Here is a 15,479-nt window from a genome sequence, read left to right on the forward strand (position 1 = left end):
GGGTGGTTCCTGTTGGTCATGCCGCGTCGATGCGGCGGTCGGCCGTGCCGACGGCGTGAGAGACGATTGTTTCCTCGGACAGCTGGTCGCGGCCGAGTTCGGCGACGACGGCGCCATCGCGCATGACGAGCACCCGATCGGAGACCCGCATGACTTCCGGAAGTTCGGAGGACACGACGATCACCGAATGGCCTTCGGCGGCGAGTTCTTCGATCAGGTGGTAGATCTCCGATTTGGCGCCGACATCGATGCCGCGTGTCGGCTCGTCGAATAGTAGGATGCGCGAGCCGGCCGCGAGCCAGCGGGCAATGATCGCCTTCTGCTGGTTGCCGCCGGAAAACAGCCTGATCTGGCGGTCGAGCAGGAACGGCCTGAGATTGACGCGCCTGAGCAGATCTTCGGCAGTGCGCCTGACCTTGCGATGGTTGATGATACCGGCCTTGGAGAAACGACCGAGCGACGGCAGCGCCATGTTGCTGGTGACCGAGCGGCCGGGAATGATGCCCTCGCGCTTGCGCTCTTCGGGAAGCAGGCCGATGCCCGCGGCGATCGCGGTACGGGGATTGGAGAGCATCAGCGGCTTGCCGTCGATCTTGACCGTGCCCGCCACCACCTTGTCGGCGCCGGAAAGCGCCCTGAGAAGTTCGGTGCGGCCGGAGCCGACCAGGCCCGCCACGCCGAGGACTTCGCCTCTGTGCAGGTCGAAGGAGATGTCGCGGACGCGATGGGACGAGAGGTTGCGGACCTCGACGCTGACGGTCGGCGTGGCATACGCATGATGCGCCTCGACCAGCAGCTCGCGGCCGACCATCATGGCGATGACATCGTCGGGCGCGGTTTTCTTCAGATCGACATTGCTGCCGACCACCTTGCCGTCACGCATGACCGTGGCACGCTGGCAGACACGGAAGACCTCGTCCATCTTGTGGGACACATAGATGATCGAGACGCCGCTCGCCGCCAGACGTTCGATGACCTCGGCCAGCCTGTCGAACTCGCTGGGCGTCAGGCTCGACGTCGGCTCGTCCATGGCAACGATCTTCGCCTTGTCGAGAAGGGCGCGGGCGATCTCGACGACCTGGCGCTGCGCCACCTTGAGCGTCGATATCGACGCCGCCGGATCGATCATCGGATCGATGGCGGCCAGCGCCTCGGCGGCCCGGCGTTCCTGTTCGCGGCGATCGACCAGCAGGCCGCCGGCGCGCGTCAGCGAATGACCGAGAAACATGTTCTGCGCCACGGTCAGGTGCGGCACCTGTTGCAGTTCCTGATGGATCATGGCGATCCCGGCCTGGCGGGCATTCTCGGGCTTGCGGAAGTTGTATGGCGTGCCGTCGACACGGACCTCGCCTGCCGTCGGACGGAACACGCCCGAGAGAATGCGCAGCAGCGTCGATTTGCCGGCGCCGTTCTCGCCGAGCAGCGCGTGGATTTCGCCGGGCGCGACCTCGAAGGAGACGTCGGAGAGCGCCTTTACGCCGGGAAACACCTTGGAGATGTTGTCGAACGCCAGTCTGGGACTTGCCATGGAAAGGTGACCTCGTGAGAGTTCGGACGGCCGGACATGCCGGCCGTCCCGCTTGGGAGGCGGATTACTTGCCGGCAGCCTCCATCAGCACGGCGCGGACTTCGTCCGGAGTGCCCTGGAACTGCTTGTAGTTGTCGGCAGTGATCAACGCCTGCGGGGTGGCGACGACGCGCGGCAGCTTCTGGCCGGAAACCAGGCGCAGCGCGGTTTCCATCGCCACTTCGCCGGTCAGGACCGGGAAGCTGTCGACGGTGCCGGTCAGTTCGCCGGCGGCAATCGACTTGTAGGCATCGGAAATACCGTCAGTGCCAAACACCACGACCTTGCCCTGCAGGCCGGCGGCCTTCACCGCCTCGACCACGCCGAGCGCCATGCCGTCATTGTTGCAGTAGAAGCCGACGAGGTCGGGATGCTGCTGCAGGATGGTGGTCGCCGCGTCATACGATGTCTGGCGATCCCAGTTGCCCGGAACGCTGGCGACGACCTGGAATTTGCCGCCTTTCTCGATGGTCTTCTTGAAGCCGTCGGTGCGCTGCACGGCGGCATAGACACCGGCCTGGCCTTCGATGATGGCGACCTTGCCGCCATCCTTGCGGTTTTCGAGGAACCACTTGGCAACGCGCACGCCGTTGTCACGTTGAACATTGCCGACATAATGCTCGGCCTGCGGGATCACGGCGTCATTGACGTTGACGACCGGCACGTTTGCGGCCTTGGCTTCTTCCATGACCGGCTGGAGGTTGGCGTCGGTCTGCGGCGACAGCAGCAGCACCTTGTAGCCCTGCGTCACCATGCCTTCGGCGATCGTCAGCTGGCCGAGCTGGTCGCCTTCGCTCTGTGCCGCCTGATAGGCGACCGTCGCACCGATCTTGTCGGCGAATTTCTGGTAGCCTTCGCCGAGCGAGCGCCAATATTCATTGGTGAGCGTCTTGGACACGCCGCCGACCTTCAGGCCTTTTTCAACAGCCGGAAGCGCGCCGTATTTGGCTTCGAGCTGCGACCAGTCCATGCGGTCCGGCTCGGAGTCGGAATTCAGCGGTTTCAGGTCTTGTGCTGTGGCGAAGCCAGCACAAAGGGTGGCGGCGAAAGCCGCGGCAAGAAATCTCTTCATGGTATCCTCCCAAGGGGTTGAGGTGGTTCAGTTTTCCGCGCCGAACATCAGTTCCTGGACGATGGCGTGCGTGGAAACGGCGTCCTGTCGGTCAATCGCGGCAGTCAGGCGATTGTCCTGCTCGAGGCGGTCGACGACCTTCAACATCCGTCGGACGGTCTTGATGTTGACCTCGCATTCATGCACCGGGTCGAGCCCGGTCAGATCGGGAAACGTGTCGAAATAAATCGCGCCGTCATAGCCGTCCCGGCGGATCTGGCGTAGAAGCTCGATGGTCTGCAGCGAATGCACCGCGCCGACCATCAGGCCGTCGTCGCGCTTGGCGTAGCCGTCGTTGAGGTGGACACCCATCAGCCGGCTATGGCGGGCGATCAGGGCTGCGGCGAAAGCCGGCTGCTCATCGGCGTAAAGGACGTGGGCGAAGTCGAGCGTGACGCCGAGATTGTTCGCCCCGACTTCCTTGATAACCAGCAGCGTGGTGGCCGCATCCGGCATGAGGCTATAGGAGCGCGGCTCGTTGGGCTTGTATTCGATCGAGACTAGGCAATCCGGATCATGCATACAAACTTCACGAATTCCATCAATTTCGTGTTGCAACATGCGATCGTAATTGCCCTGGAAGGCATAATCGAAGCCGTCCTGGCCGAGCCAGATGGTCATCAGACTGGACCCTGCGGCGCGGGCGTCGTCGATGCCCTTCTTCGTCATGTCGATCGCTTCGCGCCGCACCGAGGCATCCGGATGCGTGAAAGCCCCAAGCTTGAATGCCGGATTGGTGTAGTAACGCATGGCAAAGCCATTGATCGAAAGACCGATATCACCCAGTTTTCGAGCGAGTTCCGCAGGATTTTCGTCGACATGGTCGGGGTAGTTTAGATCGAGATCGGTCAGGCCTTCCACGCGTGCTGCCCGCTCGGCCATTTGCATCATGCTGGGCCTTCCGGACTGGCTAGGCCATTCGAGGTGGGCGCCTGAAGCAAAGGAGTTGAGGCGGGTGGCGAAGCGTGTCGGGTTCAAAATTTCATTCCCATCTGTGAAGTTATGCACTACTTCACAGATAATTGAGTATTTGTAAAGTGGAAATTAGCCTTACCTTACGGAAATTGTATGCTGCGCTGCAAAATGTGAATGCGGCGGTTATCGGGTTTGCGGGTGCGCCGCTGTTGATCGAGCCCATGGCCGCCAACAGAATTTTATCTGGATTGGAACAGACAAACGCATCTGTGGATTTGTTTAAGCGGAGATATTTTTCAGCTTTCGGAAGGGGCAGAAATGACGTCGAACAAAAACGCAAGCACCGGCGTCGCCGGGTTGGACGACATCCTGGGAGGCGGACTGGCAAAAGGCCACGTATTTCTTTTGGAAGGCAATCCTGGAACCGGCAAGACGACCATTGCCCTCCACTTCCTGCTGAATGGCGCACGACAGGGGGAGAGATGCCTCTACATCACCTTGTCCGAGAGCGAAAGCGAACTCAGGGAAGGCGCCGCCTCGCATGGCATGGAAATCAACGGAAATGTCACGATTTTCGAGCTGGTTCCGCCCGAAAGCCTGCTCGACCCCGATCACCAGCAGAGCCTGCTCTATTCGTCGGACCTTGAGCTGGGCGAAACCACCAAGCTGATTTTCGAACAATTCGAAAGATTGCAGCCGATGCGCGTCGTCTTGGATAGTTTGTCCGAAATCAGGCTTCTGGCGCAGAGCTCGCTCCGCTATCGCCGCCAAATTCTCGCTTTGAAGCATTTCTTCGCCCGCCAGGGCTCGACCGTGCTGTTGCTCGACGACATGACATCCGACACGTTCGACAAGACGGTGCACAGCGTCGTTCACGGCGTGATCCATCTCGATGAACTCACGCCGGATTATGGCGCCGAACGTCGGCGGTTGAGGATCATGAAGTACCGCGGCCAATCTTACCGGGGCGGCTATCATGACTTCAAGATCGAGACCGGCGGCGTCATGGTCTACCCACGCCTCAGGTCGATCGAACATCGCTCCAGTTTCGAGCGCTATCCAACCACAAGCGACATCGCGGAATTGGATGCCTTGCTCGGCGGTGGCATCGAACAAGGATCGAGCACGCTTGTCCTTGGCCCGGCAGGAACCGGCAAGACACTTTTCACGTTACAGTTTGCAGCCGCAGCGGTTGCTCGTGGGGAAAATGCCGCCGTCTTCATCTTCGACGAGGAGCTTGGCTTGTTGTCCAATCGGATGCGAGGGATCGGGATCGACCTGGAGGCGATGCGCGACAGCGGCAAGCTGCACATCGAGCAGTTGGACGCCGCCGAGCTTTCACCAGGTGAATTCGCGCACAGAGTGCGAAAACATGTCGACGAGGCCCAGGCCAAAACCGTGGTGATCGACAGCATCAATGGCTATCAGGCTTCAATGCCCGAAGAGAGCTCCGTCATCCTGCACATACATGAGCTTTTGCAATACCTCAATCGCCAAGGCGCGAATACGTTCCTGACAGTCGCCCAACACGGGCTGGTCGGGGACATGAAATCGCCGATCGATCTAACCTACCTTGCCGACACGGTCGTGCTCCTCCGCTATTTCGAGGCTCTCGGCAGGGTCCGGCGCGCCGTTTCAGTGATCAAAAAACGCACCGGTTCACACGAAGACACGATCCGGGAGTTCATGATCGGCAAGGGAGGGCTGACGCTCGGCGAACCGCTCGACAAATTCCAGGGCGTGCTACGAGGGGTTCCGACATTCGTCGGCGCACAAGGACCGCTTCTCAAGGAGGACGACTCCAATTTCTGACCCACGCGTCGCGCTCATCTATGCACCCGACGGGCGCGACAGTGCCGTGGCGGCATCCCTGCTTGGGGAGGCACAGGTGCAATCGATGATCATGGCTTGTCTGCACGACCTGGAGACCCATATCTCCGATAACACGCTATTCGTCGTTCTTGTCGAAGAAACGCTCCGGTCCAGCAATCTCCAGCCGATCCATAGTTGGGTCGCGGCACAGCCAACTTGGTCCGATCTTCCATTCATCGTGCTGACGCATCGCGGCGCAGGGCCTGAGCGAAATCCAGCCGCCGCCCGCATTGCCGAAGCATTGGGGAACGTCACTTTCCTTGAACGACCGTTTCACCCGACGACATTCGTCAGCGTCGTCCATTCGGCACTGCGCAACAGGCGTCGTCAATACGAGGCGCGCAGCCGGATCGAGGAGCTGCACGAGGGCGAGCTGCGTTTGAAGACGGCTCTGCAGGCGGGTCAACTCGGAACCTGGCAACTTGACATCGAGGGACGCGGACTGAACACTTCGCCTGAGTTCCGGCAGATGTTCGGGCATGTCGGAGACGATGCGTTCACCTTCGGCCAGATGGCCGGTGCGATTCATTTCCAGGATCGAACCAACCTGCTCAGCTCCATATCGTTGACGATTTCGACAGACGACGATTTCCTGATCGAGTTCCGCACGATATGGCCGGATCGCAGTGAGCACTGGGTCGAGATGCGTGGTCGCCTTGTCAAGGGCCGGGATGGTCGCCCGATACGCGTCGTGGGCGTGTCTTCGGATGTGACGCCCCGCAAACGCGCCGAAGCCGATCTCCGTCGTTTGAACGAGACTCTCGAGCAAAGAGTGGAGGAGCGCACCCGGGCGCTGCGCGAGGAGGTCAGCCAACGTGCGAATGCAGAGGCCAAACTGCGTCAGTCGCAGAAGCTCGAGGCCATCGGACAGCTGACCGGCGGAGTTGCACACGATTTCAACAATCTGTTGATGGTAGTGCTCGGCAATCTGGACCTGCTGCGGAAAAATCTAGCTGACGACCCCAAGTCTGCGAGGCTCATCGAGGGGGCTTTGCAGGGCGCGCGGCGGGGCGCGTCATTGACCCAGCGCCTGCTCGCCTTTGCAAGACGGCAGGAGCTTGAGATCGCTCCTACCGACCTCGGCGAACTCGTGGAAAGCATGCGGGACCTGCTCGCCCGCTCGGTTGGCAGCATTGTCGAGATCAGCACGCGCATTCCGAATGAATTGCCACGGGCGCTCGCAGACGGCAATCAGGTTGAACTCGCCTTGCTGAACCTGGTCGTCAACGCCCGCGATGCGATGCCGGGCGGTGGGGCCATCGAGATATCTTTGCGGGACGAGCAAAATGCCAAGCCGCGCGAGGATCTTCCTCAGGGTCGCTATCTCTGCCTCAGCGTCGCCGACAATGGCTGTGGGATGGATGCAGAAACGCTGCAGCGCGCCATCGACCCGTTCTTTTCGACGAAGGAACTCGGCAAAGGGACCGGCCTCGGCTTGTCGATGATCCACGGCCTTGCGCTGCAGCTGCAAGGCGCGCTTAAACTGAAAAGCGAAGTCGGCGTCGGGACGACCGCGGAACTATGGTTTCCCGCCACCGAATTGGAGATTGAATTGCCGCACGAAACCAACCCGCAGCCCGTACATGTCAAATCTGCCGCCACGATCCTGAWCGTCGACGACGATGTGTTGATCTCAATGAGCACGGTCGACATGGTCGAGGACCTCGGCCATCACGTCCTCGAGGCGAATTCAGGTGCGGACGCGCTGGAGATTTTGTCGGGTGACGCCCAGATCGACCTGATGATTTCGGATTACTCGATGCCGGGAATGAATGGGGCGCAGCTGGCAATTGCCGCTCGTAAATTGAGGCCCAACCTGCCGATTCTTTTGGCAACCGGATATGCCGATCTCCCCCCAGGATCGAACGTTGATTTGCCTAGACTGGGAAAGCCCTATTCGCAGGAACAGCTGGAGATTGAGATCGGCAAGGTGCTTGGTGATGCACAGTAGAGCCGGTTACAGAGGTTTTCCTCGTAAAGATTTCGCATCGGTCATAGATGGTTCTCCGGGCGCCGTCTGCTGTTGACGTAGGCGAAAATGCATGCGGTCGAGTGCGAGCGCCAGGCTGCCCCTGATAATGTCCACCAATTCGTCTTGCATCGGGGGACGGGCATTGTGGTCGAATGCCAGACCGATGACGACGCCTTCCTGCAGCGCAGTCGGTACGGGCCAGAAGTCGAAACGCGAGTCCAGGGCAGGAAAGGTTCGCGCTCGCACCACGACCCCGCTTGCCAGGGATGCCCGCGCGGCTTCGAATTCCGCCACCTTCGGCTGGGGACGACCGGCCGATTTGAGCAAAACCACATCGTCCTTCGTGATCAACATGGCCGCCGCCGGCGCTTGAAAAGCCGATGCAAGGGCCTCGGACGTGATCGAAACGATCTCGGCCACATCGGTGGCGGTTGCAATGTCGTGGCTGTAGCGCTGCAGGACGGCGATACGCTGTTTGAGGCTTGCGTCATCCGCCGCCCTCCGGCGTGCAGTGAAGGCTATGGTGCTGACGATGCCGCCGACGACAAGCAGCAATGCGATCGCCCAGATATTCGCCGGGTCGGTAACCATCAGCGAGTAGCGTGGCGCGGTGAAGAAGAAATTGTAGGAAATCGCGCCAAGCACGGCCGCGACAACAGATGGTCCCAGGCCGAAACTGATCCCTGCTATGATCACCGGCACGACAAATACCAGGGACAGGTTGGGGATTGTCATGCCGCTGTCGAGACCGATGGCGATCAGTGTCGCCGCCGCGGTCATCGCAATCGAGGCGAGATAGCCGAGAGCAGCGCCGGCGACCGACTGTGTGTGATGCGGCAAAGGTTCGGAAGCCGCAAGCCACCGATCGTCGCGATCGGCTCTCATATGTGCCTTGGGCATCGGATCATCTCCTTTTCATGCCGCTGTAATCCCGGGCCAGCAATCGCAGCGGTCCGTGCCTTCGGGCGCGCGCGGCAGCCCCACGGACAAATGTCGAGTGCTCGCGCACGACAAAGCGTGCGAGCCTGACACTTAGATATGAACGTGAAAATAAGGGTTCGAGATGTCTTTGAGCCTTTGTCCATAAGGAAATGATAAACGTTCTGCCGGCGCCGATTGCTCATATTGAAAAGCGCCGCTCCGCGCCGCCTGGATTCAGCCAAGCGAGCGCGGCTCCCATCGGACCTCGGACTTCCACGGGCGGATGGAAGAATTCGAAGCCCCATCACGCCGAATTCAGGCGCGCGGCGGCTCCCCCAGGTTGCGCCCGTCCGACTTGTCATAAACATAGGACCGGGCCCGCGATCCCACGACTCGCGCGTCGCGGACGCCTTGCACGCGTTCACTGGTCGTGGTGCGACCAGCGCTGAAGGAGGCAACGCCTTCGTCGGCGGCATCGCGGGCGCGAGCGGCATTGGCGATCTGGTCGCTTTCGGCGGTGGCGCTGGGCGTCCAACCTTCGGCGCGCCAGCTGTCTGTCCATTCGTCGACATCGATCGAGCCTTGGTCGTCGAGAATGTCGAGGGCGATCTGGTGTTGCGTCGTGTCCAGGTCCGTGACGGTCACGAGCAAGTCGCCGCGGCGCAGGCCCTCGGCATAGACTTCACGGTTCTCCGCCGGGAAGAAGAAGTCGGCCAGCGAGCCGCAGAAACCGCCTGTGCGGTTGGTATCCATCGCCGCGACGCCGTCGGGCTCCTTGCCGGCAGCGAGCCCCCAGTCAGCCGTCCATCTCGACGGCCGTGACCGCGACCTGCCAGGCAAACTTGAACCCATCCGGTTCATAGCTGGTTTCGACCTCGCCGCCGACCTGGCGGCTGAGCATGCGCTCGATCATCGTCGATCCGAAGCCGCTGCCCTCCGGAGCAACCACAGGTGGTCCATCCTTTTCGCGCCATTGGAAGGTCAGGCGGTCCCCGCCGTCTCCGTTTTCGATGCGCCAGGCGATGTCGACACGGCCGTTTTCTCTGGTAAGCGCGCCATATTTGACCGCGTTGGTGCAGAGCTCGTGGAGAGCCATCCCGAGTGCCAGCGTCGCGCGCGAATTTATCCTCAGCTCAGGACCGGAGACCAGGAATTGCGATGACGCGGCATTGTCGAACGGGCGGATCGACGTTTCGACCAGTTCGCTGAGCGCTGCCGACTGCCATTGCCCTTTCATCAGCAAGGAATGCGCTTCGCCCATCGCGGTCAGTCGCTGATTGAAGGTTTCAAGCACCGACGCGTCGAGGCCGGCCGATTTGAATGATTGCCTGGCGACGGCCTGCACTGTCGCCAGCAGGTTCTTGACCCGGTGGTCCAGCTCGCCGACGAGAAGCTCGCGCTGCTCCTCGTCCTGCCGGCGCTGCTCCCGGGCGAGGACGAGTTCGTCCATATAGGCGTCGATTGCCGCGCCCAGGCGTCCGAATTCGCCGCTCTTCGGGTCCATGCCGGTTCGGGCGCTTTCGTCCTGGCCGCGCCAGGCCTCCACGGTCGCAAGCAGGCGTTCGACCGGGCGCCGGATCGAGTGGCGTCCCGTCAGGCTTGCCAGCAGCAGCGCGATCCCGCCGGCGACCGCGGTGACGGCGAGGCCGTAATATGTCGCCTTCGTCACTGACGCATATTCGTCGGTGGTCGAAAGGCCGACGCTGACATAGAGACCCGGCTGGGCCGCCGAGGGTGGAAAATAAGCCAGGATGCGCCGCGTCCCGTCCTGGCTTATCAGCTCGATCGTCCCCGGCGCTTCGGCGTGAACGAGTGATTGATACGGCTCGGGGATACGGGTGCCGACGAATTTTTCCGGAGTGGGATGACGCGCGAGGATGACGCCGGTGCGGTCGGCAACGGTGAGATTGCTGTCGCGGGCGTAACTGCGCCCGGCGAGCCTGCGATCGAGCCAATTGAGGTCCAGCGAGGCCGCGACGGCGCCGATGGTCTTGCCATCGTCGTCCTGCACCGGAACCGCCACTGCCAGGATCGGTTTTTTGCTCACCCGGCCAATGCTGTATTCGCCCACCGAGAACCTGCCCTTGAGAGCGCCCTGGACATAGTTCTTGTCGACGAGCGAGACGCCTATGCCCGCCGGCTCCTGGCGGCAGCGAATGATCCCTTGCGCGTCAAGCACGGCGATGCCGGCGAACTGCGGCAGATGCTTGGCGACACGAGCGACATATTGGTTGCAGCTCACTGGGTCGATGCTCTGGACGGCTGGAGCGACCGAGATCGCCGACAGCGTATTTTCGAAGCCATCCAGCAGATGCTGCATTTCAAGAGCCGCGAGCTGGCCGACGCGGAAAGCTTCCGCATGCACCTCCCGCTCTTTCGCTGCGCGAATCGAATAGAGGTTCCAGAACAGAATCGCGACGAGCGGCAGCATGGCGGCGAGCACCAGGGCGAACAGGCGAAACGAGAGTGAGGACCTCGATGTAATGGCCGTTGTCTCCGTGATGCGCGAGACATCGCATGCGTCTGCTGGAAAGGCAATGCTGGGCGATGTCACGGTCCGGTATTCGTCCGGACATTGCGGAGGCCGACCATTCGCCCGGTCCGCCGGCTTCATCGCTATGGAATCTGCACGCCGGATCGGGTACTTCTGCGCGAGGAGTGAATCACGCATGACCACCGGCACACTGGACCCGACGCTCGTCCTGCTTTCGATCATGATCGCCATCGCGGCCTCCTATACCGCGCTCGACCTTGCGGGGCGGATGAACGCCGCACGCTCGAGCGAGAACTGGGCGGCATGGCTTTGTGCGGCGGCCTTTGCCATGGGAGGAGGCATCTGGTCGATGCACTTCGTCGCCATGCTGGCATTCAGCGTTCCAGGCATGCAGGCCTCCTATGACGTCGGTCTGACGCTGCTTTCGCTGGCGCTTGCCATCGCGGTGACCGGCATAGGCTTCCTGGTGGTCGCCCGCCATGGTCATAGAGCCTGGTCACTGCCGCTCAGCGGCGCCCTGATGGGCGCCGGCATCGCCGGAATGCACTATACCGGAATGGCGGCGATGAGCATGCCGGCAACGCTCTTCTATGACGCGACCTGGGTGTCGATATCGATCCTCATCGCCATCGGCGCTTCCATGGCAGCACTCTGGGTGTCTTTCGCGCGCACTGGGGCGTTGCAGCGCATTGTCGCTTCCATCTTCATGGGAGCCGCAATTGCCGGGATGCACTATGCGGGCATGATGGCGGCCTCTTACACCCCGATGACAATGCCCGGCGCGACGCGCGGCTTTACCGGCATAAGCCAGCCGGGACTGGCGGCAGGGGTGGCATTGACAACCTTCTTCATTCTGGCGCTGGCGCTTGTCGCGTCGATCGCCGATCGGCGCTTTGCCCATCTTGCGGCAAACGAGGCGGAGGCACTGCGCGCCAGCGAAGAGCGATTCCGATCGCTCTATCGCGAAACGCCGATGCCGCTGTTTTCCATGGATGCCGCAGGCCGGCTTACCGAAGTGTCGAATTCTTCGCTTGCACTCCTGCGGACCACGAGGAGCGCAGTCGTCGGGCAGCGGCTGGAAGACTTCATGACCGGTGATTCTCCAGGACGTTGGCTTGAAGCGCTGAGGCGGCTGTTGAACGACGCCGGCCGATCGGAGGAGGAATACGCTTTCAAGGCAGCCGACGGTGTGGAGCTGGACGTGATGACCTCCGCGCAGGTGTTTCGCAGCACCGACAGTGTGTTGATCCTGGGCGGCCTCGTGGACATCACCGCCAGGAAGAGGGCAGAGGCTGCACTCCGTCAAAGCCAGAAGCTCGAAGCGGTCGGCCAGTTGACGGGCGGCGTGGCGCACGACTTCAACAACCTGCTCTCTGTCGTCATCGGCAGCCTCGAAATCCTGAAGAAACGGCTCGGCCCCGAGAGCCCACTGAACCGCCTGGTCGAATCCGCCATGGAAGCGGGCACGCGCGGCGCGACACTGACGCAACGCATGCTGTCCTTCGCCCGGCGCCAGAAGCTCGATCCGAAACCCGTCGATGTCGGCGATCTCGTGCGGGGGATGCTGAACCTGCTGCAGAGGTCCATCGGCCCGCGCCATCAGATCGAACTCCAGCTTCCGGACGATCCGGTGGTCGCGCTTGTCGACGCCCACCAGCTCGAACTCGCTCTGCTCAATCTCGTCGTCAATGCCCGCGACGCGCTGGGCGACGCCGGAACGATCGTGATTGCGGCGCAAAGGCGAGACTCTCGCGGCGTTCATGCCGACGATGCCCAGGGGCACTACGCCGTTCTCTCGGTCATCGACCATGGCACGGGAATGGATGCGGAGACGCTGGCAAAGGCGGCGGACCCGTTTTTCACCACCAAGGGCGTTTCCAAAGGCACCGGCCTGGGCCTGTCGATGGTGCATGGTTTCGTCGAACAGAGTTCCGGATGGATGGACATGGTCAGCACTCCCGGCAGGGGCACCACGGTGGCACTCTGGCTGCCGGCCACCGACGCCGATGCCACCCCCACCCACCATCCGGAAGGCATTGCCGGCGGCGCGTCGAAAAGCCTGAAGATATTGGCGGTCGACGACGATGCGCTGGTTCTGTTCAGCACGGTGTCGATGCTGGAAGAATTGGGTCATTCGGCGCAGGCAGCTTCGAGCGGCGAAGAAGCACTGGCGATTCTCGGCAAGGACGGCACTTTCGATGCCATTGTCACGGACCAGGGGATGCCGGGCATGACGGGGCTGGAACTGGCCCACCGTCTCACGGGAAGCGGGCGGGCAATTCCGGTTCTCATCGCCACTGGCTATGCCGAGCTGCCCAACCGCGGCGCCACGCCGACGCTCGACAAGCCGTTCGGTCCTGCACAATTGGCGAGAGCCCTGCAACGCCTGTTGTCCAGCGAAAGAATCTGATATTTCTGAGCAACTGTTGCCTGGGATTGTCGGGAACCAATTGCGCTCTGGCGCGTTTGGAACTTTTGCTGACGCATGTCTCCCGAAAGCGGCAGCCGGTTTCGGGATAAGAGATGCGTGAAAAGGGCCAAAGCGCCGGCAGGTAATCCCTGAGATCGCCACACGTTTGGCGGAATGCCGATGCCGCGGTTGGAGCTAGGAGTTTTTCTTGCGCGTGCTTTGCGTCGATGATGATTATCTCGTTCTCATGAACACGATGATGATGCTTGAGGAACTCGGGCATGAGGTGACTGAGGCGACGTCGGCGGAACAGGCCTTGCAGAAGCTCGGCTCGGGGAAATTCGATCTGCTCGTGACCGATTTCGCTATGCCGGGAATGAACGGCTACCAGTTGATCCTCGAAGTCGAGCGGCGGCACCCCGGTACCCCCGTCCTGATGGTGTCCGGCTACGCCAATCTGCCCGACCGGGCCGCGACCGCGATCCAGCAGCTTGGCAAGCCGTTCAGCGAATCCCAGCTTGCCGCAGCACTTGCACGTGCTGCCGTCCCCGCGATTGCCGCGACTCCTGACGGGCCATCCGGAACTCAGGCTTGAGGCGGGGCAGATGGGGCTGCGAGATTGATCGTTACAGCGGCGACTTCATCGCCTCGTGAGGCGGCGCATATTGTGTTCGAGCGCCTGCCCCCTCAATTGCGCTGATAGCGTCTGAAGGCCGCAAAAGCATCGAGGGATCCAAGGCGGGCCACGACGATCTCTTTGAGCGCCGAAGATGGCCTGGACATCGAATTGCGCGGAGCGGCGCGTCCGTGGCTTCCTCCCGAACAGGAACGGAAGTGCCGCCCGGTCGTTGACCAGGCATGCGGAGCTTTTTCGAAGCCATGTCGTATGGAAGGAATGCCTTGAAGACCAACCCGCACCTCCACCTGATCCTGGAATATATTTCCGAGCATGGATCGCCGTCCGGCGACGGTGTGCCCATCGATGCTATCATAGAATACGGCATCGACCGCGGGTTCAGCCTGGACGAAATGGAAGGCACCATGATCCATGCGAGCGCTTTGGGTTGGATCGTTCTGATAGACCACTACGTGCATCTGACGCGCGTTGCCGACATCGTGATGAATCCCGCCAATGACAATGGCCGCGAGATTGAAGACGCCTAATCGCGGTCCCGGAAATTGGCGATGATCACATTGTCATGGGCGTGCCGGTAAACCAGCTTTCGCCGCCGCTTCACCCAGACTGGCTTCGGATTCCGGAGCTGCTCGGATGACCGCATGAGCGCCAGCGCTTCGAGTGCTTGCCGGTTCAGGAGCACCTGTTCCTGAAGGTCGTTGATTTGATGCTGAAATTCACTGACGGTGTTGTCGTACTCGACACGCGACACCCATTTTCTGGCAAACCATCCCCGCATCGGCGCCTCCATCGGTTTCGGCCTCAACCAGCTATCCTCGAAATGGTTCCGTGGTGCTTCGACAATTTTCCGACTGTTGCCCTCAGCGCACGGGCGCTTCAAGTGAAAGCGTATCGGCAACTTAGCGACCCCATCCGGAGGTCTGGCGGATCAATTCAGCTGGTTTTGTGGCTGACAAACAGCGCACTTTCCTTGTCGACATCGAGCACGCCATCGCCGGCCAGAAATGCTTCGTCGATTGCCTTGGGAAACGCGGCAAGCCGCGCCTCGTCGGCTTCATCGCCGGGGGATAAGAGGTTAGCGCCAGGAACCGCCCGGCTTCAGCACGCGATACATTTCCGCGATGGCTTTGAACGGGTCCGGCAAGTGATAGCACATATGCATTGAATCACCGCGTCAAAGGAGTCGTCGGCAAACGGCAGCGCCGCAGCATCGGCCTGCTGACCCCTGAAGTCGCCGATAGATAAGGCTTTGCATTGCTCGACGGCTTCCTGAACCGTGCCCGGAGAAAGATCGGAGAGCGTCAGCCTGCCGGTTTTCCGGCAGCGGCGTCGCCGTTGCCGCCCAAAACCAGCCCGGGCCGCAGCCGATATCAAGAACGCGCTGACCGGATTTCAACGGGAGCCGCCCTCTTCTTCCGATGTCCATAGGAGTGAACCGCCCCGGCTTTGCCGGAGACCGTTTGGTTTAAGTTATGCGGCCACGGCTGGTTCGTCCAGCATGGCGTAGTATCGTTCTTCGGCTTCAGCTGGCGGAATATTGCCGATGGGCTCCAGAAGTCGTCGATTGTTGAACCAATCCA

Annotated in this window: 12 protein-coding genes and 1 pseudogene; 5 read left to right on the plus strand and 8 right to left on the minus strand. The window is 61.4% G+C overall.

Going from position 1 to position 15,479, the window contains the following annotated elements; all coding sequences use genetic code 11:
• Window positions 1-16: 16 nt before the first annotated feature.
• From AC1DYF_RS21000 to AC1DYF_RS21010, 3 genes are all read right to left on the minus strand, one after another.
• Window positions 17-1,528 (minus strand): sugar ABC transporter ATP-binding protein, encoded by a 1,512-nt coding sequence (locus AC1DYF_RS21000; RefSeq protein ID WP_477878701.1) that lies wholly within the window; start codon window positions 1,526-1,528, stop codon window positions 17-19.
• A gap of 64 nt (window positions 1,529-1,592) precedes the next feature.
• A complete protein-coding gene (locus AC1DYF_RS21005; protein ID WP_477878702.1) occupies window positions 1,593-2,639 on the minus strand; it encodes a sugar ABC transporter substrate-binding protein in 1,047 nt (348 codons plus the stop codon).
• A 27-nt stretch (window positions 2,640-2,666) separates the two neighbouring features.
• Window positions 2,667-3,656 carry a sugar phosphate isomerase/epimerase family protein gene (locus tag AC1DYF_RS21010; RefSeq protein ID WP_477878703.1) on the minus strand — a complete coding sequence of 330 codons (990 nt, stop codon included), beginning with the start codon at window positions 3,654-3,656 and terminating at the stop codon, window positions 2,667-2,669.
• A 255-nt stretch (window positions 3,657-3,911) separates the two neighbouring features.
• On the opposite strand from AC1DYF_RS21010, the gene AC1DYF_RS21015 reads away from it, so the two are divergent.
• Together AC1DYF_RS21015 and AC1DYF_RS21020 are read left to right on the plus strand one after the other, a co-directional pair.
• Window positions 3,912-5,405 carry an ATPase domain-containing protein gene (locus AC1DYF_RS21015; protein WP_477878704.1) on the plus strand — a complete coding sequence of 498 codons (1,494 nt, stop codon included), beginning with the start codon at window positions 3,912-3,914 and terminating at the stop codon, window positions 5,403-5,405.
• Window positions 5,406-5,490: 85 nt separating this feature from the next.
• Window positions 5,491-7,416, plus strand: a complete 1,926-nt coding sequence (locus tag AC1DYF_RS21020) for a hybrid sensor histidine kinase/response regulator (protein WP_477878715.1) — start codon at window positions 5,491-5,493, stop codon at window positions 7,414-7,416.
• A 6-nt stretch (window positions 7,417-7,422) separates the two neighbouring features.
• Here AC1DYF_RS21020 and AC1DYF_RS21025 read toward each other — a convergent pair whose 3' ends face one another.
• The 3 genes from AC1DYF_RS21025 to AC1DYF_RS21035 form a co-directional block, all read right to left on the minus strand.
• Window positions 7,423-8,337 carry a DUF4118 domain-containing protein gene (locus AC1DYF_RS21025; protein WP_477878705.1) on the minus strand — a complete coding sequence of 305 codons (915 nt, stop codon included), beginning with the start codon at window positions 8,335-8,337 and terminating at the stop codon, window positions 7,423-7,425.
• Window positions 8,338-8,673: 336 nt separating this feature from the next.
• Window positions 8,674-9,111 (minus strand): hypothetical protein, encoded by a 438-nt coding sequence (locus AC1DYF_RS21030; protein ID WP_477878706.1) that lies wholly within the window; start codon window positions 9,109-9,111, stop codon window positions 8,674-8,676.
• A 43-nt stretch (window positions 9,112-9,154) separates the two neighbouring features.
• On the minus strand, window positions 9,155-11,083 hold the full coding sequence (locus tag AC1DYF_RS21035) for a sensor histidine kinase (protein ID WP_477878707.1): 1,929 nt from the start codon (window positions 11,081-11,083) through the stop codon (window positions 9,155-9,157).
• Here AC1DYF_RS21035 and AC1DYF_RS21040 point away from each other — a divergent pair.
• The 3 genes from AC1DYF_RS21040 (at window position 11,028) to AC1DYF_RS21050 (ending at window position 14,426) form a co-directional block, all read left to right on the plus strand.
• Entirely contained in the window at window positions 11,028-13,262 is a 2,235-nt protein-coding gene (locus AC1DYF_RS21040; protein ID WP_477878708.1) for an MHYT domain-containing protein, read from the plus strand. The genes AC1DYF_RS21035 and AC1DYF_RS21040 overlap by 56 nt on opposite strands.
• Window positions 13,263-13,476: 214 nt before the next feature.
• A complete protein-coding gene (locus AC1DYF_RS21045) occupies window positions 13,477-13,857 on the plus strand; it encodes a response regulator (RefSeq protein ID WP_477878716.1) in 381 nt (126 codons plus the stop codon).
• 305 nt (window positions 13,858-14,162) lie between these two features.
• Complete coding sequence (locus tag AC1DYF_RS21050; protein WP_477878709.1) at window positions 14,163-14,426, plus strand: hypothetical protein; 264 nt, start codon at window positions 14,163-14,165, stop codon at window positions 14,424-14,426.
• Here AC1DYF_RS21050 and AC1DYF_RS21055 read toward each other — a convergent pair.
• Window positions 14,423-14,677 carry a hypothetical protein gene (locus AC1DYF_RS21055; RefSeq protein WP_477878710.1) on the minus strand — a complete coding sequence of 85 codons (255 nt, stop codon included), beginning with the start codon at window positions 14,675-14,677 and terminating at the stop codon, window positions 14,423-14,425. The two genes, AC1DYF_RS21050 and AC1DYF_RS21055, sit on opposite strands and share 4 nt — an antisense overlap.
• A gap of 155 nt (window positions 14,678-14,832) precedes the next feature.
• Window positions 14,833-15,304 (minus strand): annotated as a pseudogene (locus tag AC1DYF_RS21060) (class I SAM-dependent methyltransferase); the annotation flags it as partial.
• Window positions 15,305-15,479 lie beyond the last annotated feature (175 nt).

The organism is Rhizobium sp. P2_G9 (assembly GCF_056403475.1).